Genomic DNA, 20411 nt, shown 5'->3' on the forward strand with positions numbered 1-20411 from the left:
TTTGGCTTGAAAAACCCTGCTTTAGCAGGCAAGCAGGCATCGCTTTGGCCCTGACGCGCCGACCCCTGCGGCCGGCGCCGTCAATGGAACGCGGATGACCGAACTTCCCGTCGAAACCCCGAGAAGAATCACCGACGACCCCTATGGCGCGGCGATCCTGATTCGCCGCCTGGTCGCCGAACAGGGGCTCGCCTACTGGCGGCGCTACCTACTGGCGTTTGCGCTGATGGCGGTGGCGGCGGCGACCACCGCCGGCGCGGCCTATCTGCTCGGCGAGGTCATCAACAAGGCCTATGTCGACAAGGACGTGCGCGGCATCGCAATCCTGTCGCTGGTGACCATCGTCATCTTCACCGTCAAGGGCGCGGCGACCTACGGCCACACCGTGATCCTGTCGCAGATCGCCAACGCGATCCTCGCCAACAACCAGCGGGCGCTGTTCGCCAAGCTGATGAGCGAGAACATCGCCTTCTTCTCCGAGCGGCACTCCTCGGAATTCCTGGCGCGGCTGACCGCGGGGGCGGCCGCGGTGGCCCAGGTTCTCAATCTCCTGATCAACGCCGTCGGGCGCGACTTGCTGTCGCTGATCGCGCTGGTCGTGGTCATGGTGATGACCGATCCGGTGATGGCGCTGCTCGGCTTTGCGGTCGCGCCGCCGGCGATGATCGTGCTGCGCAAGCTGGTCAAGCGGATCAAGGGCCTCGCCCACACCCAGTTCTCCGGCACCGCCGACATCATGGAGACGATGCAGGAATCGCTGCAGGGCATCCGCACCGTCAAGGCGTTCACGCTCGAACAGGCGATGCGCGAGCGGATCGACGCCAGCATCGTCGCGGTCGAGCGCAACGCCAACAAGATGGCGCGGGTGTCGAGCCGCTCCAGCCCGCTGATGGAAACGCTCGGCGGCTTTGCGATCGCGGCCGGCCTGATGTATGGCGGCTACCGCGTGGTGGCGACCGGCGCCTCGCCCGGACAGTTCTTCTCGTTCCTGACCGCGTTCCTGCTGGCCTATGAGCCGGCCAAGCGGCTGGCGCGGCTCAACATCGAGCTCAACAGCCATCTGGTCGGCGCCCGCAAGCTGCTCGAGATCGTCGACAGCCCGCCGAGCGAGCCCGACGACGGCGACAGGCCGGCGCTGAGGCTCCGCGACGCGCGCGTCGAGTTCCGCGACGTCCGCTTCGCCTACCGGCCGGACGAGCCGGTGCTGAACGGCATGAGCTTTGTCGCCGAACCCGGCAAGACCACCGCTTTGGTCGGCCCCTCCGGCGGCGGCAAGTCCACCGTGCTGGCGCTGCTGCTGCGGCTCTACGAGGTCGACGGCGGCGAAATCCTGATCGACGGCCAGGCGATCTCAGGCGTGTCGCGGCAGTCGCTGCGCCGGCAGACCGGCTATGTCGGGCAGGACGTCTATCTGTTCCGCGACAGCATCGGCGCCAACATCGCCTTCGGCAAGGAAGGCGCCACCAGCGACGAGATCGTGGCCGCAGCGAAGGCGGCCTGCGCCCACGACTTCATCATGGCGTTTCCGCTGGGCTATGACACCCCGGTCGGCGAGCACGGCGCGCAGCTGTCCGGCGGCCAGCGCCAGCGCATCGCGGTGGCGCGGGCGCTGGTGAAGAACGCGCCGGTCATCCTGCTCGACGAGGCCACCGCGGCGCTGGATTCGGAATCCGAGAAAGCCGTGCAGGAGGCGATCGAGCATCTGTGTCAGGGCCGCACCACCATCGTCATCGCCCACCGCCTGCACACCATCATGCATGCCGACGACATCCTGGTGGTCGAGGCCGGCGCGATCGTCGAGCGCGGCCGGCACGACGATCTGCTGCGCCGCGGCGGCCGCTACGCCGCGTTCTTCCGCCTGCAGCAACGCGACGGCGGCGTTCCCAGTCTGGCGCCGGTCAGCGCAACCGCGTAAGGCTAATCCGATTTCCTCGCCCACAACCCGTCGAGACCCCTTTTCATGACCGCAGCCTCCTACGTCATTCCCGCATTCCCGCAAGCCTCGCTCCCCGTCGTCGGCGAGAGCAAATCCTATCCGGTTCGCCGCATCTGGTGCGTCGGGCGCAACTATCTCGAGCACATCAGGGAGATGGGCAATGACGAGCGCGCGCCGCCGTTCTTCTTCGCCAAGCACGCCGACATGCTGGTGCCCGACGGCGCCACCATCCCCTACCCGCCGCTGACCAAGGATCTGCATCACGAGGTCGAGCTGGTCGTCGCCATGAAGAGCGGCGGCCTCAACATCCCGGCCGACAAGGCGCTCGATCACGTCTATGGCTACGCTGTCGGCATCGACCTCACCCGCCGCGACCTGCAGATCGCCTCGCGCAAGAAGGAACGGCCGTGGGAGATCGGCAAGTCGTTCGACCACTCCGCGCCCTGCTCGGCGATCCAGCCGGCCGCGAAGATCGGCCATCCCGCCAAGGGCAGGATCTGGCTTGCCGTCAACGGCAAGGAAACCCAGAAGGGCGATCTCACCGAGCTGATCTGGAATGTGCCCGAGATCATCTGGCAGCTCTCGCAGCAGGTGAAACTCGCCGCCGGCGACATCATCATGACGGGCACGCCGGCCGGCGTCTCCCAGCTCAACCCCGGCGACCAGATCGAATGCGGCGTCGACGGCATCGGCACGTTGAAGGTGAGCATCGGCAAGCCGGAATAGCGCTGGCCGCGAGCCGTCAGCGAATGCAAAGCCCCGGACGTGATCCGGGGCTTTTTCGTTCAATGGACGATTGTATCTTGGTAGCGAACAAGCATCGAACTTGTCGCTCGCGCGACTTCAGCAGGCCCCGCTACTTCTTTCGCGCGTGCTGTGACATTCTGACCCGACGGGCAAATCAGCAAAAACCCGTCCAGCCCCCGCGCGAAAAATAATTGGCTTTTCTGATAATCCGAATTGATCTATAAGCCGCTGGTCTCTTCCCGGCAAGAGGGGCGATCGCGCGTCGTCACGAACGTGGGAAGGGATGCGGTGGACGCGGGCAGCGCCGGCGCGCGAAGGGATCGCAGGGCGGACTTTCCGTGAGCGATTCTTCGAGCGCGCGATACGAACGGTGATGGCTTGCGTACGGCAAAAGCGTGTGGTCCTGGCAACCCGTGGCTGGTGTCAAGCCGGCGGAGATTGCGAGAGCCCGACCGGGCTTTTCGCGATCGTCAATTCGCCGGCGATGGAGGCAAGACGAATTCGTCTCCAGGGAGAGTACGCCATAAGCCGTCAACCCATTGCGCAGGGAATGCCGGCGTGCCCCGGCTGTACCTGTATGCTCGTGTGCGCCTCTTCTACCACCATTGCACACGAGACCGCGGGTGCAGCAAGCACCCGGCATTCCCTGCTCCCTCTGTTTCGGGGGAGACAAGGTTCAACCACAGCAAACCTCGGGCGTAACAAGCCGCGAGAACGCGAAACCATGTCTACCGTCATTGCGAGCGGAGCGAAGCAATCCATCTCGCGGCGCAAAGAAAAAATGGATTGCTTCGCTGCGCTCGCAAAGACGTGGATAGGCTGCAGCGTACTGGATACCCCGCCTTCGCGGGGAATGACAATCCAACGCATATTCAGCAGCGTAGGATGGGTGGAGCGCAGCGATACCCATCACGACCGACCCAAGCGACGATGGGTATCGCTGCGCTCCACCCATCTTGCGAACTGTTGAGCCGCGAGATTGCGAAGCCATGTCCATCGCCATTGCGAAGAGCGAAGCTACGAAGCAATCCTCGCGGCGATGCCGGACCCGCTCACGAATACCGCATCACCCCGTCATCAACCTTGCCGTAACGCAGCGAGACGATGTCGAGGACGTAGTTCTGGTACAGTCGCCACGGTCGCTTCGAGCCCTGCTTGGGCAATTTCGCGATCGAGCGCTGCACGTAGCCGGAGGAAAAATCCAGCGACGGCAGTTCGGTCACTTCAGGATCGACATTGTGCGGCATGCATTGCCGGTAGCCGTGCCGGTCCATGTAGTTGATCAGGCGGCAGACATATTCGCAGGTCAGGTCGCATTTCAGCGTCCAGGATGCGTTGGTGTAGCCGAACGCCGAGGCCATGTTCGGGATGTCCGAATACATCATGCCCTTGTAGTTCAGCGTTCGCGCGAAATCGACCGCGCGGCCGTCGACGACGACTTCGAGGCCGCCGAGCACCTGCAGGTTCAGCCCGGTGGCGGTGACGATGATGTCGGCTTCGAGCTCGCTGCCGTCCCTGAGCTTGATGCCGCTTCTGGTGAAAGTGTCGATCTCGCTGGTGACGACCGAGGCGCGCCGGTCGCGGATCGACTTGAACAGGTCGCCGTCCGGCACCAGGCACAGCCGCTGCTCCCAGGGATTGTAGCGCGGTGTGAAATGCTTGCCGACGTCGAACTCCGGTCCCAGCGCCATCTTGACGCCGCCGATGATGAGTTGTTTGGCGCGATCCGGCTTGCGCCGGCAGAGCTGGAAGAAATACATGCCGAGCAGCACGTTCCGCCAGCGGATGAGGTGATAGGCGAGCTTGGCCGAGAGATTCTGGCGCAGCTTGTTGGCGAGCGCATCCTCCGCCGGCCGCGCCACCACATAGGTCGGCGAGCGCTGCAGCATGGTGACATCAGCCGCGGTCTTGGCCATCGCCGGCACCAGCGTCACCGCGGTCGCGCCCGAGCCGATCACCACCACGCGCTTGCCGGCGTAGTCGAGGTCCTCAGGCCATTGCTGCGGATGCACGATGCGGCCGGCGAAATCCGCCGAGCCGGGAAATTCCGGCGTGTAGCCTTCCTCGTATTTGTAATAGCCCGAACACATGAACAGGAAATTGCAGGTGAAGCTCGCGATCTCGGTCGCGCCTTCGCCGGTGCTGCGTTCGGCCTCCACCGTCCAGCGCGCGTCGGCCGAGGACCACGACGCCCGCTTGACGCGATGATGGAAGCGAATCTTCCTGTCGATGCCGTTGTCGACCGCGGTCTCCCGTACATAGTTCAGGATCCGCGGCCCGTCGGCGATCGCCTTCGGCTCGGTCCAGGGTCGGAACGAATAGCCGAGCGTGTACATGTCGCTATCGGAGCGGACGCCGGGATAGCGGAACAGGTCCCAGGTGCCGCCGATGGCGTCGCGGCCCTCGAGGATCACATAGCTTTTGCCCGGACATTTCTGCTGCAGGTGATAGCCGGCGCCAATGCCGGACAGGCCCGCGCCGACGATGACGACGTCGAAATGTTCGCTGGACATGACCGGCTCCCAAGTTTCCGCAACTGTCGTCAGGCCGGGCATAGCCGTCAAGGACGGCGTCGCTTCCGCTCGCCCATGCCCGGCCATCGACGTCCTCTGCTTACGCCAACTCTAGAGACGTTGATGCCCGGGCCTTCGCCTCGCCGAAGGGGTTTCGGCCCCGCAGGCGAGACAAGCCCGGGCATGACGAAATTGAAGGCGTCCGAGCGGGAGGATTTGCGCTCAGTACCGATACTGGTCCGACTTGAACGGGCCTTCCGGCTTGACCCCGATATACTCGGCCTGGTCGGGGCGCAGTTCGGTCAGCTTGACGCCGATCTTGGCGAGATGCAGCCGCGCCACCTTCTCGTCCAGCGACTTCGGCAGCACGTAGACCTTCTTCTGGTACTTGCCGCCCTTGTTGTTGGCCCACAGTTCGATCTGGGCCAACGTCTGGTTGGTGAAGGAGGCCGACATCACGAACGAGGGATGGCCCATGGCGTTGCCGAGATTCACCAGCCGGCCTTCCGACAGCAGGATGATGCGGTGCTTGTCGGGGAATTCGATCTCGTCGACCTGCGGCTTGATGTTGTTCCATTTCAGATTGCGAAGGCCCGCGATCTGGATCTCGTTGTCGAAATGGCCGATGTTGCAGACGATGGCGCGATCCTTCATCGCGCGCATGTGCTCGATGGTGATGATGTCCTTGTTGCCTGTCGCGGTGACGAAGATGTCGGCGCGAGGGGCGGCGTCCTCCATGGTCGTGACTTCATAGCCTTCCATCGCCGCCTGCAGCGCGCAGATCGGATCGACCTCGGAGACCATGACGCGGCAGCCGGCCTGGCGCAGCGAGGCGGCCGAGCCCTTGCCGACGTCGCCGAAGCCCGCGACCATCGCGACCTTGCCGGACATCATCACGTCGGTGCCGCGGCGGATGCCGTCGACCAGCGACTCGCGGCAGCCATAGAGGTTGTCGAACTTCGATTTGGTGACGCTGTCGTTGACGTTGATGGCGGGGAACAGCAGCTTGCCTTCCTTTTCCATCTGGTAGAGCCGGTGCACGCCGGTGGTGGTCTCTTCGGAGACGCCCTTGATGTTTTTGGCGATCTCGGCGAAGTAGCCCTTCGGCTTTTCCTTGAGCAGCCGCTTGATCAGCGCGAAGAACACCTCTTCCTCCTCCGAACCGGGCTGGTCGAGGAATTTGACATCGCCCTGCTCGGCGCGCAGGCCGTGATGCACCAGCATGGTGGCGTCGCCGCCGTCATCGAGGATCATGTTGGGCGTGCCGCCGCCGTGCCAGTCGAACAGTTTTGCGGTGTAGTCCCAGTATTCGGCGAGCGTCTCGCCCTTCACCGCGAACACCGGAATGCCGGCGGCCGCGATCGCCGCGGCGGCGTGGTCCTGGGTCGAATAGATGTTGCACGAGACCCAGCGGATGTCGGCGCCAAGCGCGGCCAGCGTCTCGATCAGGACCGCGGTCTGGATCGTCATGTGCAGCGAGCCGGCGATGCGGGCGCCCTTCAAGGGCTGCTTCGGACCGTACTCCTCGCGCGTGGCCATCAGGCCCGGCATTTCGGTTTCGGCCAGCGAGATTTCCTTGCGGCCGAATTCAGCGAGCGAAATATCCTTGACGATGTAGTCGGTAAAGGCGGGCTTCTTGGCGGCGGCGGTCATGTGAGGTTCCTATGTCCAACGGTGTCATTCCGGGGCGCGAGTGAAACGAGCGAACCCGGAATCCAGAAGTTCGAGATTCCGGGTCTGCGCCGTGCGGCGCAGCCCGGAATGACGGCGAAATTAGACCGCGCGTTTCAGCGCGTCGATCAGGTCGGTTTTTTCCCAGCTGAATCCGCCGTCCTTGTCCGGGGTGCGGCCAAAATGACCGTAGGACGAGGTCCGCGCGTAGATCGGCTTGTTCAGATCGAGATGCTTGCGGATGCCGCGCGGCGTCAGGTCCATCGCCTCGGCCACGGCGACCTCAAGCTTTTCCTCCGGCACTTTTCCGGTGCCGTGGGTGTCGATGTAGATCGACAGCGGCCGCGCCACGCCGATCGCGTAGGCCAGCTGCAGCGTGCAGCGATCGGCGAAGCCGGCAGCGACGATGTTCTTGGCGACATAGCGCGCGGCGTAGGCCGCCGAACGGTCCACCTTGGTCGGGTCCTTGCCGGAAAACGCGCCGCCGCCATGCGGGGCCGCGCCGCCATAGGTGTCGACGATGATCTTGCGGCCGGTCAGGCCGGCGTCGCCATCGGGACCGCCGATGTAGAATTTGCCGGTCGGGTTGATGTGCCAGACCGTCTTGCCGTTGATCCAGCCTTCCGGCAGCGCCTGGCGCACATAGGGCTCGACCCGCTCGCGCACCTGGTTCGAGGTCATGTCCTCGACGAGGTGTTGATGCGAAACCACGATTTCACGCACGGCGACCGGCCTGCCGTTCTCATACTGCACGGTGACCTGGCTCTTGGAGTCCGGACCCAGCACCTTCTCCTTGCCGGCGTGACGCGCCTCCGAGATCAGCCGCAGGATCTTGTGGGCATAGAACAGCGGCGCCGGCATCAGGTCCGGCGTTTCATTGGTGGCGTAGCCGAACATGATGCCCTGGTCGCCCGCGCCCTCTTCCTTGTTGGTACCCGGCTGCAGCGCATCGACGCCCTGCGCGATATCGGCGGATTGCGGGTGCAGCAGGATTTCGATGTCGGCCTTCTGCCAGTGAAAGCCTTCCTGCTCGTAACCGATGTCCTTGATCGCGGCGCGCACGACGCTCTCGATCTGGTCGTTGGTAACGGATTTGGGTCCGCGGGTTTCACCGGCGATCACGACCTTGTTGGTGGTGGCCAGCGTTTCGCAGGCGGCGCGGATCGCCCACGGGTCGATCCCGGCCTTGGGACCCTCCCGGAAAAACAAATCGACGATCTCGTCGGAAATCCGGTCGCAAACCTTGTCCGGGTGGCCCTCGGAAACCGATTCGCTGGTGAACAGATAGGACGCGCGCATCAACCAACCTCTTGCTCCCGCCGAATCCCGGCGGCTTTCTGTGTTGTGTATCCCGGAATGTCAGTCGCGACGGCGCGAAATGACGTAGGATTCGTCGTAAAACCAGAGCCCATTATGCTTGCGCAGAACCTCTCGGGTGGCATCGAGGGTTCGGCCGTTATCAGTCATTTCCGTCAACCGGTCGTCTTCGATCTGGGCGACATACACCGCCGCGTTCCAAGCCGCAAAAGCCGTCGAAGTTCCGATCTGGCCGGTGACCTCGTTGGGCAGCGCTTCCATATCATAACGAAAGATCGAACGGTTATCGGCGTAGGCATTAAAGTTAAGGTCGCGCCCGGCCGACCCCAGCTCATATTTCACCGCGCGCAATAGCTCATGACGGCTCACAGCGAAAGGATTTTCTCCGGGCCACACCGCCTGGATGATTTCGAGGCCCGGATCCCGGCCGTGGGAGTGAATTCCGATCAGACGGCCCCCGGCCCGCAGCGCCCGGGCCAGCGGTGCAATGATCCGCTTGGCGCGGAAATTCACAGAGGATTTGGCCCGGTAGGGCTGCGAGGCGATCACCAGGTCGAAATTGGCCTCGGTCCGGCCGGCCCGCGGGATGATCGAATCAAGCAGGAATCGGTGGTCTTCCCGGTACAGCACCAGCGCTGCCGGCCGTTCATAGATCGGCATGCCCGATTTTGGGCTGACATTGGCGCGCCAGTTCTGCGCCAGAAACGGCCCGAGTTCGGCGATCTGGGCCTCGAACTCGCCCGCGGAGGCCCCCCGCAAGGCGACCTCGTGCCAGATCATGCCCGCCGCTGCCGCCGGCGAGATCGGCGTCAGCCAGGGCGCCTCGGCGTAGTACATGTTGGTCAGCACGAACACGGTCGCGGGGTGCTCGAACAGGCGGTCCGCCACCTTGTCGAGCGTCAGCCGGACGTCCTCCAGGCTGAGTTCCTTGCCGGCAATGTAAAACGGCATGTGCGGAAAGCGGCCGTGCATCGCCCGCATCACCCGCGCCAGCACCGTGCCGTCGCCGACGCCGGCGTCGAACACCCGAAGCGCGGGCGGGCGCGGGTGCAGGCTGGACAATTCCAGCGCCACCCGCTCGGCAATCACCCGCTTCTCGCTGCAGGTGTGGACGAACAGCAGGTATTTCTGCCGGTTCTCGAAGAAGCGGAAATTGCCGCGGGGGTCGCGCTGCTCGGGCGGCGGCTCGCGGCCGCGCGGCGGCGGCAACCCGCCCGGCGTCGATGCCGCGATATAGGCCTGGATGCGGTCCAGCGTGTCGACGGTGATGCGTTTGCCCTCGCGCAGCCGATGCACCAGCTTGCCGTCGTTGACGACCCGGCGGCCGAACGTCGTCTCCGCCATGTCGGCCTGGCGGCAGAACTCGGAAATCTGGCTGAGGATCTGGTCGTTCTTCATCGGGCCAGAAATTCCGGAAGGGTTCGGGAGACGCCGGTGGGCCGCAGCGACGATGGCAAGGAAGTCACAGCGGCGCTATTTGCCCCACACCTCGCTCGCGACCTCCACCGCGAGGCGCAGCTTGGCCCACTGCTCTTCCTCGGACAGGACATTTCCCTCCTCGGTGGAAGCAAAGCCGCATTGCGGGGAAACCGCGAGCTGGTCGAGCGGGACGAACCGGGCGGCCTCCTCCAGCCGGCGCTTGATGTCATCCTTGCTTTCGAGCTCGCCGAATTTGGAGGTGATGACGCCGACCACCACGATCTTGTTCCCCTTCGGCAGGTACCGCAGCGGCTCGAAGCCGCCGGCGCGGTCGGAATCGTATTCGAGGAAATAGCCGTCATAGTTGGTGCCGGCCAGCATGGTCTCGGCCACCGGCTCGTAGCCGCCGGAGGAGATCCAGGTCGAGCGGAAATTGCCGCGGCAGACATGGGTGGTGACCACCATGTCGGCCGGACGCTCGGCCAGCGCGTAGTTGATGACGCGCGCGTAGATTTCCTGCAGCCCATCGGGATTGTCGCCGCGCTCGCGCGCCTTCTGCAACTCCTCCTGCGAGCAGAGATAGGCCCATACCGTGTCGTCGAACTGCAAATAGCGGCAGCCGGCGTCGTAGAACGCCTTCACCACCTTGCGATAGGTCTTGCCGAGATCGAGGAAGAATGCATCGAGGTCGGGATAGATTTCCCTCGAGATCGAATTGCGTCCGCCGCGGAAATGCAGCACCGCGGGCGACGGAATCGTCATCTTCGGCGTGACGTGGGCGATGTCGGCATGCTTCTTCAGGAAGCGGAAGTGATCCAGCATCGGATGATCGTCGGGGAAGTCGAGCTTGCCGATCACGCGGACGGCGTCATGCCGGGTCTGGACGCCCGCGAATTGGATACCGTGCTCGGGGTGGTAGAGTTCGCAGCCGGTGAGTTTGGCGAGAAAGTCGAAATGCCACCACGAGCGGCGGAACTCGCCGTCGGTCGCCAGTTTCAGGCCGATCGAGGATTGCTTGTGCACGACCTTTTCGATTTCGAGGTCTTCGGCCTTGCGCAGATCGGCAGGCTTGATCTCGCCCTTCGCCAGCCTGGCGCGCGCCTCCTTGATGCGCGGCGGCCGCAGCAGACTGCCGACCTCGTCGGCGCGGAACGGGGGCTTGGTTCTCTGCATCTATCTACTCCCAAATCAACCCTGGTGCGCGGCCGCGCCGGATACGCCCAGATAGCGTTCGAGCACCGCCGGATCAACTTTCAGCGTCAGGCTCGCCGCATCATGCACAATAGCGCCGCGTTCCAATATCACAACGCGATCGGCCAGCCCCAGAATCTTTTGCGCGTTCTGCTCGACGATGATCGCGCAGATGCCGCCGGTGCGGGTGATGGCGCCAAGCGCCCGCAGCAACTCCTCGACGATGATGGGCGCCAGCCCCTCGGTCGGCTCGTCGAGCAGCAGCACCCGGGGATTGAGGGTGAGCGCACGGCCGATCGCCAGCATCTGCTGCTCGCCGCCGGAAAGCTGGTTGCCGAAATGGTGGCGGCGCTCGCGCAGCCGCGGGAACATCCTGTAGATTTTTTCGACGGTCAGGGGACCCGGGCGGGCCACCGCCGTCATGTTTTCCTCCACCGTCAGGGAGCGGAAGATGTTGCGCTCCTGCGGCACCCAGCCGATCCCGGCCCGCGCCCGCTGGTCCGGCCGCATCGCGGTAATGTCCACGCCGCCGAGCGCAAGCGTGCCGCCAAAACGCCTAGTGAGGCCGACGATCGAATTGATCAGCGTGGTCTTGCCGGTGCCGTTGCGCCCGAGCAGCGCCAGCACTTCTCCTTCACGCAGCGTCAGCGACATCGAGGGCAGCACCACGGCTTCGCCGTAACCGGCGCGCAAACCGTCGATGACGAGAAGATCAGGCATCGGCGGCCTCGCCGAGATAGACCGCCTTGACCCGAGGATCCCTTGCGACCTCGGCCGGCGGCCCCTCCACCAGCATGGCGCCGTTGACGAGCACCGAGATACGGTCGGCGAACGCGAACACCAGATCCATGTCGTGCTCGATCAGCAGCACCGTGACGTCGCGCGGCAATGCCGCGACCGCCGCCAGAATATCGTGGCGTTCGCCGGCGGGCACGCCGGCGGCGGGTTCGTCGAGCAACAGCACGCGCGGCCTGGTCGCGATCGCAACCGCGATCTCGAGCAGGCGCTGCTTGCCGTAGGGAAGCGTCGCAGTGCGCTCGTTCATCACCTCGAGCAGGCGAAAGCTCGCCAGCACCTCCGCGGTCTCCCGATTGACGTCGTCGAGCGTGCCCATCCGCCGCCACCAGTCGCCGCCGCGGCCGAGCCGTTCGGAAACCGCAAGGCCGACGGTTTCGAGCGGGGTCAGGTCGGCATAGAGCTGGTTGATCTGGAAGGTGCGCGAGAGCCCGCGCAGCACCCGCGCGTGAACCGGAAGGTCGGTGATGTCATGGCCTTCGAGCAGGATCCGTCCGGCGTTTGGCTTCAGCACGCCGGTCAGGAGATTGATGACCGTGGTCTTGCCGGCGCCGTTCGGCCCGATCAGGGCATGGCGGGCGCCCTGCTCCACCCTGAGCGACAGCGCACGCGCAACCCGCAGGCCGCCGAAGGACTTTTCCAGGCCGGTTGTTTCGAGCGCGATCGTCATGGCGCATCGCTCTTGGGAACGGCAACGACGGCCTTGCGCCCGGCGACCTGCCGGATCACGAGGTTCGGCAACCACAGCGCCCAGCGATGCATGCGGTCGCGACCGACCAGCACGATCACCACCAGCACGAGGCCGATCCAGAACTGCCAGTATTGCGGCGTGATCGTCGAGAAAACCTCCTGCAGCATCTTGAATACGACTGCGCCGATCAGCCCGCCATAGAGATAGCCGGTGCCCCCGATCACCAGCACCAGCATCAGGTCGGCCGAGCGCTCGAACGAGAACACGTCGAGCGACGCCAGCGCCGTAGTCTGGGTGAACAGCGCGCCGGCAATGCCGGCGTAAAACGCCGCCACCGTGTAGACCGCGATCAGCCGGCGATCGACCGGAACGCCGATCGCCGACGCCCTCAAGGGGTTGTTCCTGATCGCGCGCAACGACAGGCCGAACGGCGAATGGACGATCCGGCGCGCCAGCAGGAACAGCAGGAACAACACGATCAACGAGTAGAAGAATCCGGTCTTGCCGTACATGTCGAACGCAAACAGCCCGAGAATCGGCGCCATCTCGATGCCCTGCAGCCCGTCGCTGCCGCCGGTGATGTTGGAGAACCGTTCCGCCAGCGCCTCCAGCAACAGCGCGATGCCAAGCGTCACCATCAGCCGGGTCAGGTCGACGCCGCGAATGACCAGAAAGCTGGTCAGGAAGCCCAGCACCATGGCGACGAGGCCGGCCACCACCAGCGCGATGACAGGCTCGGTGATGATGCCGTGCAGCGCCATCAACCCGGCCGAATAGGCGCCGACGCCGAAGAAGGCCGCATGCCCCAGCGAAACGATGCCAGCGTAACCGAGGATCAGGTCGAGCGACAGCGCAAACAGGGCCAGCCGCACGATATCGGTCATGATCAGGTAGCGGGACGGAAACAGGAACGCGCAGCAAGCCACGAGAATCCAGAACGCGATCTCGGCCGGACGCCAGCGGGCGCGGGCGATGGCGCGGGATGAGACCTCGGAGACTGCGGTCATCGCCGGTTCAACGCGCGACCGTGCGGCCGAACAGGCCGTTCGGACGCCAGATCAGGAGGACGATCATAAGGGTATAGATGACGAACGGTCCCATCTTCGGCACGTAATACTTGCCGGCGACGTCGCCGATGCCGAGCAGCAGCGAGGCGAGGAACGGCCCGGTGATGCTGGAGGAACCGCCGACCGTGACCACGATCAGGAAGTAGATCATGAACTTCAGCGGAAAATACGGATCCAGCCCGAGAATTTCGGCGCTGAGCGCGCCGCCGAGCCCCGCAAGACCGCATCCGAAGGCAAAAGTCAGGGCGAAGACCTGCGGGACGTTGATGCCGAGGCCGCTAGCGGCGCGGGGATCGTCAACGGCGGCGCGCAGGCGGCTGCCAAATCGCGTGCGCGCCAGAATCAATTGCAGCGCCAGCGTCAGCAGGCCGCAGATCACGATGATCATCAACCGGTAGCGGCCGATGCCGACGCCGAAGAAATCGAGTTGGCCCTCCAGTGCCGCCGGCAACTTGATGAAGATGCGTGACGATCCCATGATGTAATCGACCGCCGCCACCGACATGAACACGAGGCCGACCGAGAACAGCACCTGATCGAGGTGGCTGCGCGCGTAGAGATGGCGGTACAGCGCGCGTTCCAGCACCGCGCCGATCAGCGCGCTGGCGACAAACGCCAGCGGCAACGCCGCAAAGAACGGCCAGCCGGACTGGTTGACCAGAACGGCGCAGACATAGCCGCCGGTCATGGCGAAGGCGCCATGGGCGAGGTTGACGAAGTTCATCAGTCCGAGCGTCACCGCCAGCCCGCAGGCGAGCACGAACAGCAGCATGCCGTAGGCGACGCCGTCAAACAGGATCGTGAACAGCGTGGTCATGGGATAGGTACCGAAAGACGTTCAGAGGCCGTCATTCCGGGGCAACGCGCAGCGCTGAATCCGGAATCTTTTGCAGCAATCGCGAGATTCCGGATTCGCTTCTTCGATGCGCTCCGGAATGACGGCTTCGCCGTCACTTCCTGGTCTTGCCGGAATCCTTTACCGCCTCGAAGGTCGCGAACTCGACATTGTAGAGTTCGCCGTCGACCCGCTCGACCTTGCGGATGTAGATGTTCTGGACGATGTCGCGGGTTTCCGGATCGATCGAGATCGGACCCCGCGGGCTTTCCCACTTCATGCCCTTCATGGCCTCGACCAGCGCGTCGCCATCGGTCTTGCCGCCGGTTTTCTTCAGCGCCTCGTAGATCAGGCGGATGCCGTCATAGCCGCCGACCGCCATGAAGCCTGGGCGGGCGTTGAAGGCCTTCTTGTAGGCGGCGACGAACTCCCTGTTCGCGGCCGAGGGATGCGCGGCCGAATAGAGATGCGCCGTCACCGTGCCGAGCGCCGCGTCGCCCATGCCGTTGAGCAGGTCGTCGTCCATCACGTCGCCCGGGCCGATCACCCGGATGCCTGACTTGTCGAGCCCGCGCTCGGCATATTGCTTCATGAAGTTGCCGCCCTGGCCTGCCGGCACGAACACGAACATCGCATCGGGCCTGGCATCCTTCATGCGCTGCAGGAACGGCGCGAAATCCGGATTCTGCAGCGGCACCTTGACCTCTTCGACGATCTCACCGCCGCCGGCGGTGAAATTCTGCTTGAAGAAGTTGAGCGCGTCGTTGCCGGGCGCATAGTCGGAAGTCAGCGTCGCGACCTTCTTGATGCCGTTCTTCGCGGCCCAGTCGCCGATGATGGTCGACGATTGCGCCAGCGTGAAGGAGGTGCGCACGATGTAGGGCGAACGCTCGGTGATGATCGAGGTGCCCGCCGCCATGACGATCTGGGGAATTTTGGCCTGCGTCGCCAGCGGCGCGGCGGCAAGGGCTGCCGGCGTCACGCCGAAGCCCGCGATCAAGCTCACCTTGTCGTTGACGATCAACTCCTGCGCGAGACGCTTGGTGTTATCGGGAACCGCCGCGTCGTCCTTCAGGATGATTTCGATCTTCCTGCCGGCGACGGTGTCGCCGTTTTGCTGCATGTAGAGTTTGACCGCGTTGTCGATCTGCCTGCCGGTCGAGGCTTGGCCGCCGGTCATCGGCAAGATCAGACCGATCTTGACGGTTTCCTGGGCATGCGCCGGCATGACCCCCAGCATTGCGGCATAAGCTCCTGCGGCCAGTATTGTCAGACTTCGAATAGACATGGACGTCATCCCCCCTGATCGGCCTTCGCCTTGGGCCGAGTCTCCGGCCCTTATTTTCACCATAGCCCAGTTTTATTGGCCTTGTAGCGCGCGACATGGTGACCATCGCCCAGCGAAGGTGGAACGCATTCCAGGCATCAGCCAGGTGACGCGGGCCGCCACTATCGGGCCTATGGTCTCATCAAATCCTGGTGCAATGATACCGCGCACTTCCTATAAGCCAATCTTTTCGTTTGGCAGCTAGGGTCGTCGCCGCAACCGGCTATTGCGGCGCGCCGTAATTCAATCACCCTGCCAGCCTGGAACCCCGACCCTGCCCATGCCGATCCGAACCCGTTCAATCGCCGCCTTATTTGCCATTGTGCTGACGTGCTTCGGCGTGAGCGGTTGCGGAACCATCAACGAAAGGATGGCGGCTGGCGTCAGCGACATCATTCCGGTCTGGGCCGGCGGCCTACCGGCGGATGCTCCGCCGCGGCCTGGAACCGAAAAGTATGACGAGTACATGCGGGAACGCGAGCGCCAGCGCCGGTTGCCGGCTGCCGAGCGCGGCGCGGATGCCCGCCCGGCACCCTCCTCACAGGAATCCATTCGGTAGACCCTGGCGCGTCAATCCATGGATGCCACGGTCTTGCGGCCGCTGAGAATAACGCGATCTGATGATACCGTATGGGGCGCGCCAGCGCCCACAAGATCTTGTTGTCCTGCGCTCGCTTGCGCCAATTCCGAAACCGGAGTCAGATGGAAGCAAGCGCGGCCTGCGCCGGGGCACGATCATGGCTGACAGATTGCACGGCTACCGCATCCTGATCCTGGAAACGCGCGAGGAAGCGCAGTTTTCCCGCCTGCTCTCCGAGCAGGGCGCCGACGTGCTGCAATGTCCGATGTTCACCATCAACGACGTTTCCGACCCGGCGCCGGTCGAAGACTGGATCAGGCGCTGCATCGAACAACCCTTCGATGATCTGGTGCTGCTGACCGGCGAAGGGCTGCGCCGGTTGATGAAAGTGGTGCGGCGCGTTGGCGTCGAAGCGGCCTTCGTCGCCGCGCTCGGCCAGACGCGCAAATTCGCCCGCGGCCCGAAGCCTGGTCGGGCGCTACGCGAAATCGGACTGGAGCCGCAGATGACGGCGGAGAAGCCGACATCCGATGGCGTCGCCGAGATGCTGTCGCGGCTCGATATCCGCGGCCATCGCCTTGGCCTGCAGCTTTACCCGGACAAGGACCACGGCGTCCTGATCGGGGCGATCCGGGCACAGGGCGCCGAGATCGATACCGTGCTGCCCTATGCGTATGACGCGCAAGCAGCCGACGCCAATATCGTCACCGCGATCGACGAGATGGCCGACGGTCGCATCGACGCCATCGCGCTGACCAACCTCGGCCAGGTTCGCCGTCTCATCGAGGTCGCGCGGGCGCGCGGTTGCGAACAAAGGTTGCGCCAGGGATTCGAGCGCACCGCGATCGCCTCGGTCGGGCCGGCGGTATCCGACGAGCTTGCGTCCCACGGCTTGCGCACCGACATCTATCCGGCCGAGAATGCATTCTTCATGCGGCCGCTGATATCGGCGATGGCTGACGCACTCTCGAAAAGCCCGCCGCGCTCGGCGGCGAGGGCCTGATAACAAGCGGCGCATTCAGCGCAGCGGCAGCCTTGAGTCCTGGCCAGCCATCGCGGCCTTGCACCACGATCGGACGAACCATTCCTGTTGCCGGATCGACTCCGTAAGACTACGGGAGCCAGCCGATGTCGGTTTCAAACCCGAACAGAGCATGTCATGAATCATCGAGCAGTCGTGACAGGAATCATCCGGCAGAGGTGAAAGGTCAACGCAGCAATCCCTCAACCTCTTGCCGGATTCTTTAGTCAACCATCATGCCTGAAGTCGCGTCAGACCTACTCAGCCATTTTCCCGTCTTCAGAACCTCCGATCCCGAAGAACTGAGATATTTCGGATCGATGACGTTCGGCGCGACAAGGATAGAGCTTAAGAACGTCGATCGTTTCGAGGCGCGGGCAAATCTTGTTCAGCTCCCGAAGATCGATCTGGCTTTTTGCGCGACAACCGCCGACTTGGCGATCGACCATTCCGAGGCCGACTACACTCGCCTTCAAATCGCTCTCAAGGGCAGCGCGACGGCGTCGGCGCAGGGCGTTACAAGCGAGGTGAACGAACGCCAGCTTGCAATCACCCCGTCAGGCGTCTGCTCGCGAACAGTTTGCGATGCGGGACATCAGCGCCTTACGCTTCGGCTGAACCAGCGGGCGCTGTTGCAGAAATTGACCAGCCTTCTTGGCGCCAAGCCGAAAGGGGAGTTGACGTTTGGAAGCACGATCAACGCCGACGACCCCTACACGCGAAGCCTTTCCCAGCTTGTTCACTTCCTCGCGCAACAGCTGGACTCGTCAGCGTGCGGATTGCCGGCGGCGGCGCGCCATGAACTTGAGCAGGCGGTGCAGATCAGCTTTCTGTGGGCGACGCGCCATCCCTTCAGCGATCTATTGCGAAATCAGGCGAGCGCTCCGGCATGCGGCACCGTCCGCCGGATCGAGGAGTTCATCGAGGCCAACTGGCAGGATGCCCTGACCATCGAACGCCTCGTTGAAGAAGCCGGCGTGAGCTCGCGGGCCATTTTCAGGGCGTTCGAGCGCAGCCGCGGTTATTCGCCGAAGGCGTTCGTCAAGATGGTTCGCCTCAAGCGCGCGCGGGAGATGCTGCTGTCTGGCGATCCCGACGTGAGCGTGACGGCCACCGCTTTCAAATGCAACTTCCTGAGCGTGGGTCATTTCGCGAGAGACTACCGCGACGCGTTCGGCGAACTGCCCTCGCAAACCATTTCCGGAGCGCGCCGATAGCGCCGAGGTCTTGAACTAGTCCACTTTGGCGCCCGCGAACTTCACCACCTTGCCCCATTTTTCGGTTTCCTCCGCCACCAGCTTTCCGAAGTCGGCGGGCGAACCCGGCAGCAGGATGGCGCCGATCTCCGCAAAGCGCGCCTTGGCCTTGGGGTCGGCAAGGATTTCATTGATCGCCTTGTTGAGCGTGCCGACAATTTCAGCTGGCGTATTTTTCGGCGCGGCAATGCCGTACCAGGCGCTGGCCTCGTATCCGGGCAGGAAGTCGGCGACAACCGGCAGGTCCGGCAGCACTTCCGATCGTGTCGTGCTGGTGACCGCCAGCCCGCGAAGCCTGCCGGATTTGACGTGCTCGGCGCAGGTGGGAATATTGTCGAACATGACGTGCATCTGGCCGGAAAGCAGATCGGTCAGCGCGGGCGCGCCACCCCGATAGGGCACGTGCAGCATGTTGGTGCCGGTGAGCATCTTGAACAATTCACCGGACATGTGGATCGTGGATCCGTTGCCGGAAGACGCCATGTTGAGCTTGCCGGGGTTGGCCTTGGCGTAGGCGATCAGTTCCGGGATCGACGTGACCGGCAGCGAAGGATGCACCACCACCACGTTGGGAAAGCGAATGATGCCCGCGATCGGCTCCATCTCGCGCATGAAATCGAAATTGAGCTTGTCGTAAAGCGTGACGTTGATGGCGTTGGCCGGCGCCACCAGCAGCAGGGTGTAGCCGTCCGGCGCGCCGCGCAGCACCTGCTCCGTGGCAATGTTGGTGCCGCCGCCGGGCCGGTTCTCAATGATGAACGATTGCCCGAGCTTTTCCGAAAGCCACTGCCCCATCAACCGCGCCGTGAGATCCGCCGAGCCGCCGGGCGTGTAACCGATCACGAGGCGCACCGCCCGCGCCGGGTAGCCCTGCGCGCGTGCGATTCCCGAGGTGGCCGGGACCGCGGCAGCCCCGGCAACGAGCTGCAAGAACTGACGGCGCTGGACCTTCTTCATGCTTCCTCTCCCAAAGCCTGCACTGGCAATCGCCCTGCGGCGTGCGCATCCTAAAGCGCTTTCGCGCAAAGTGGAAACCGGTTGGGGTCAAGAAAGCGCATTAGATCAGGAATCTAGAGGCGGTTTTCTCATGTCGACACGGGTGAGGCTTCGCGCCGCCAAGCCGAACACCAGACTCATATGCCGGCCGCCGCCCTCCACTAACCGGGTTGGTAGCGAAGGTTGCGCGCGGCCCTACTCGCCATAGTGGCGCAGCCGTTCGAGGTCGATGATGGTGACGCCGCCATATTCGAGCCGTAGCAAACCCTGCTTCTCCAGCCGCTTCAGGCACTGGTTGGCGTTCTGCCGGGAAATGCCTGACAGCGCTCCTATTTCCTCCTGTGTGATTTCGAGATGGCGGGTCAGGTCCGGATAGAGAATGGGGTTGAACAGCGAGGCGATGGAACGGGCAAGCCGGCCCGTGGCATCGAGTGTGCGGCCATATTCCAAGGCCCCGATGAACTGGCCGAGCCGCTCGTTGAGCTGCCTGACCAGAAAGCGGTTGAAGGCGACGCTGTTCTCGAACAACCAGAAGAAGGTGCTGCGGTCCATCAGCGCGAGCCGAGTGTCACGCAAGGCCACCACGTCGTAGCGGCGCGCTTCGCTCTTGAGCACCGAGCCTTCGCCGAACCAGGCGCCGGCCGTCAGGCCGGCGAAACTCGCCGCCTTGCCGCCGCGGGACACGGTGCCCATCCGGGCCAGCCCCGTGACAATGCCGGTCCAGTAGTCGAAGTCGTCGCCGCGCATGAAAATGTAAGCGTCGGCGGCGTAGGATTTCTCGACGATCCCGGCACGGGCGACCTCGATTTCCCGATCGTTCAGCTCGCGCGACCAGGCCGCGATGCGCTTGAGGTCATCCGCAGCAATCATGATCGCATCGACCGTCGCGTCCCCATGGTTGTCGTGCTGCACTGCACCAACCGTGTTGCCTCTAAAAATTCCCCGGTGAATTGTCCAGCAAAAGACATTTCAAACTATCGCATTCCCTTATGGAGAGGACCACCTTCGGCACGCGTGGCCACTGGCACGATGACGGGGTGGGGCGTTAC

At 63.9% G+C, this 20411-nt stretch carries 17 protein-coding genes; 5 read left to right on the forward strand and 12 right to left on the reverse strand.

Features of this window, described 5'->3' with window-relative positions:
* Positions 1–94 precede the first annotated feature (94 nt).
* Both Q0D31_RS08455 and Q0D31_RS08460 read left to right on the forward strand, forming a co-directional pair.
* Entirely contained in the window at positions 95–1915 is a 1821-nt protein-coding gene (locus Q0D31_RS08455; protein WP_291848355.1) for an ABC transporter ATP-binding protein, read from the forward strand.
* A 45-nt stretch (positions 1916–1960) separates the two neighbouring features.
* Positions 1961–2662 carry a fumarylacetoacetate hydrolase family protein gene (locus Q0D31_RS08460; protein ID WP_291848358.1) on the forward strand — a complete coding sequence of 234 codons (702 nt, stop codon included), beginning with the start codon at positions 1961–1963 and terminating at the stop codon, positions 2660–2662.
* 1073 nt (positions 2663–3735) lie between these two features.
* Here the strand turns inward: Q0D31_RS08460 and Q0D31_RS08465 are convergent.
* The 10 genes from Q0D31_RS08465 to Q0D31_RS08510 all read right to left on the reverse strand — a co-directional run bounded on the left by Q0D31_RS08465 (position 3736) and on the right by Q0D31_RS08510 (position 15470).
* Positions 3736–5196: an NAD(P)/FAD-dependent oxidoreductase gene (locus Q0D31_RS08465; protein WP_291848361.1), complete on the reverse strand. Its 1461-nt coding sequence runs from the start codon at positions 5194–5196 to the stop codon at positions 3736–3738.
* 222 nt (positions 5197–5418) lie between these two features.
* Positions 5419–6849: an adenosylhomocysteinase gene (gene ahcY, locus Q0D31_RS08470; protein WP_291848364.1), complete on the reverse strand. Its 1431-nt coding sequence runs from the start codon at positions 6847–6849 to the stop codon at positions 5419–5421.
* Positions 6850–6969: 120 nt separating this feature from the next.
* Positions 6970–8166, reverse strand: a complete 1197-nt coding sequence (gene metK, locus Q0D31_RS08475; RefSeq protein ID WP_291848367.1) for a methionine adenosyltransferase — start codon at positions 8164–8166, stop codon at positions 6970–6972.
* A 60-nt stretch (positions 8167–8226) separates the two neighbouring features.
* Complete coding sequence (locus tag Q0D31_RS08480; RefSeq protein WP_291848371.1) at positions 8227–9582, reverse strand: hypothetical protein; 1356 nt, start codon at positions 9580–9582, stop codon at positions 8227–8229.
* 75 nt (positions 9583–9657) lie between these two features.
* On the reverse strand, positions 9658–10776 hold the full coding sequence (locus Q0D31_RS08485) for a cobalamin-independent methionine synthase II family protein (RefSeq protein WP_291848375.1): 1119 nt from the start codon (positions 10774–10776) through the stop codon (positions 9658–9660).
* Between the two features lie 15 nt (positions 10777–10791).
* Positions 10792–11514 carry an ABC transporter ATP-binding protein gene (locus tag Q0D31_RS08490; protein WP_291848377.1) on the reverse strand — a complete coding sequence of 241 codons (723 nt, stop codon included), beginning with the start codon at positions 11512–11514 and terminating at the stop codon, positions 10792–10794.
* A complete protein-coding gene (locus tag Q0D31_RS08495) occupies positions 11507–12259 on the reverse strand; it encodes an ABC transporter ATP-binding protein (protein ID WP_291848379.1) in 753 nt (250 codons plus the stop codon). The genes Q0D31_RS08490 and Q0D31_RS08495 overlap by 8 nt, the downstream gene beginning before the upstream one ends.
* Entirely contained in the window at positions 12256–13287 is a 1032-nt protein-coding gene (locus tag Q0D31_RS08500; RefSeq protein WP_291848382.1) for a branched-chain amino acid ABC transporter permease, read from the reverse strand. The genes Q0D31_RS08495 and Q0D31_RS08500 overlap by 4 nt, the downstream gene beginning before the upstream one ends.
* A gap of 7 nt (positions 13288–13294) precedes the next feature.
* Complete coding sequence (locus Q0D31_RS08505; protein ID WP_291848385.1) at positions 13295–14164, reverse strand: branched-chain amino acid ABC transporter permease; 870 nt, start codon at positions 14162–14164, stop codon at positions 13295–13297.
* Positions 14165–14297: 133 nt separating this feature from the next.
* Positions 14298–15470: an ABC transporter substrate-binding protein gene (locus Q0D31_RS08510; RefSeq protein WP_291848388.1), complete on the reverse strand. Its 1173-nt coding sequence runs from the start codon at positions 15468–15470 to the stop codon at positions 14298–14300.
* A gap of 319 nt (positions 15471–15789) precedes the next feature.
* Here Q0D31_RS08510 and Q0D31_RS08515 point away from each other — a divergent pair, with 319 nt between their 5' ends.
* From Q0D31_RS08515 to Q0D31_RS08525, 3 genes are all read left to right on the forward strand, one after another.
* Positions 15790–16068 carry a hypothetical protein gene (locus Q0D31_RS08515; protein WP_291848390.1) on the forward strand — a complete coding sequence of 93 codons (279 nt, stop codon included), beginning with the start codon at positions 15790–15792 and terminating at the stop codon, positions 16066–16068.
* Positions 16069–16246: 178 nt separating this feature from the next.
* Positions 16247–17092: a uroporphyrinogen-III synthase gene (locus Q0D31_RS08520; RefSeq protein ID WP_291848393.1), complete on the forward strand. Its 846-nt coding sequence runs from the start codon at positions 16247–16249 to the stop codon at positions 17090–17092.
* A 338-nt stretch (positions 17093–17430) separates the two neighbouring features.
* A complete protein-coding gene (locus tag Q0D31_RS08525; protein WP_291848396.1) occupies positions 17431–18327 on the forward strand; it encodes an AraC family transcriptional regulator in 897 nt (298 codons plus the stop codon).
* A 15-nt stretch (positions 18328–18342) separates the two neighbouring features.
* Here Q0D31_RS08525 and Q0D31_RS08530 read toward each other — a convergent pair whose 3' ends face one another.
* Together Q0D31_RS08530 and Q0D31_RS08535 are read right to left on the reverse strand one after the other, a co-directional pair.
* Complete coding sequence (locus Q0D31_RS08530; RefSeq protein WP_291848399.1) at positions 18343–19323, reverse strand: tripartite tricarboxylate transporter substrate binding protein; 981 nt, start codon at positions 19321–19323, stop codon at positions 18343–18345.
* A gap of 234 nt (positions 19324–19557) precedes the next feature.
* Positions 19558–20232: a Crp/Fnr family transcriptional regulator gene (locus Q0D31_RS08535; RefSeq protein ID WP_291849170.1), complete on the reverse strand. Its 675-nt coding sequence runs from the start codon at positions 20230–20232 to the stop codon at positions 19558–19560.
* Between the last annotated feature and the right edge of the window lie 179 nt (positions 20233–20411).

This window comes from Bradyrhizobium sp. (genome assembly GCF_022844465.1).
In the GTDB taxonomy this organism is placed as follows: Bacteria; Pseudomonadota; Alphaproteobacteria; order Rhizobiales; family Xanthobacteraceae; genus Bradyrhizobium.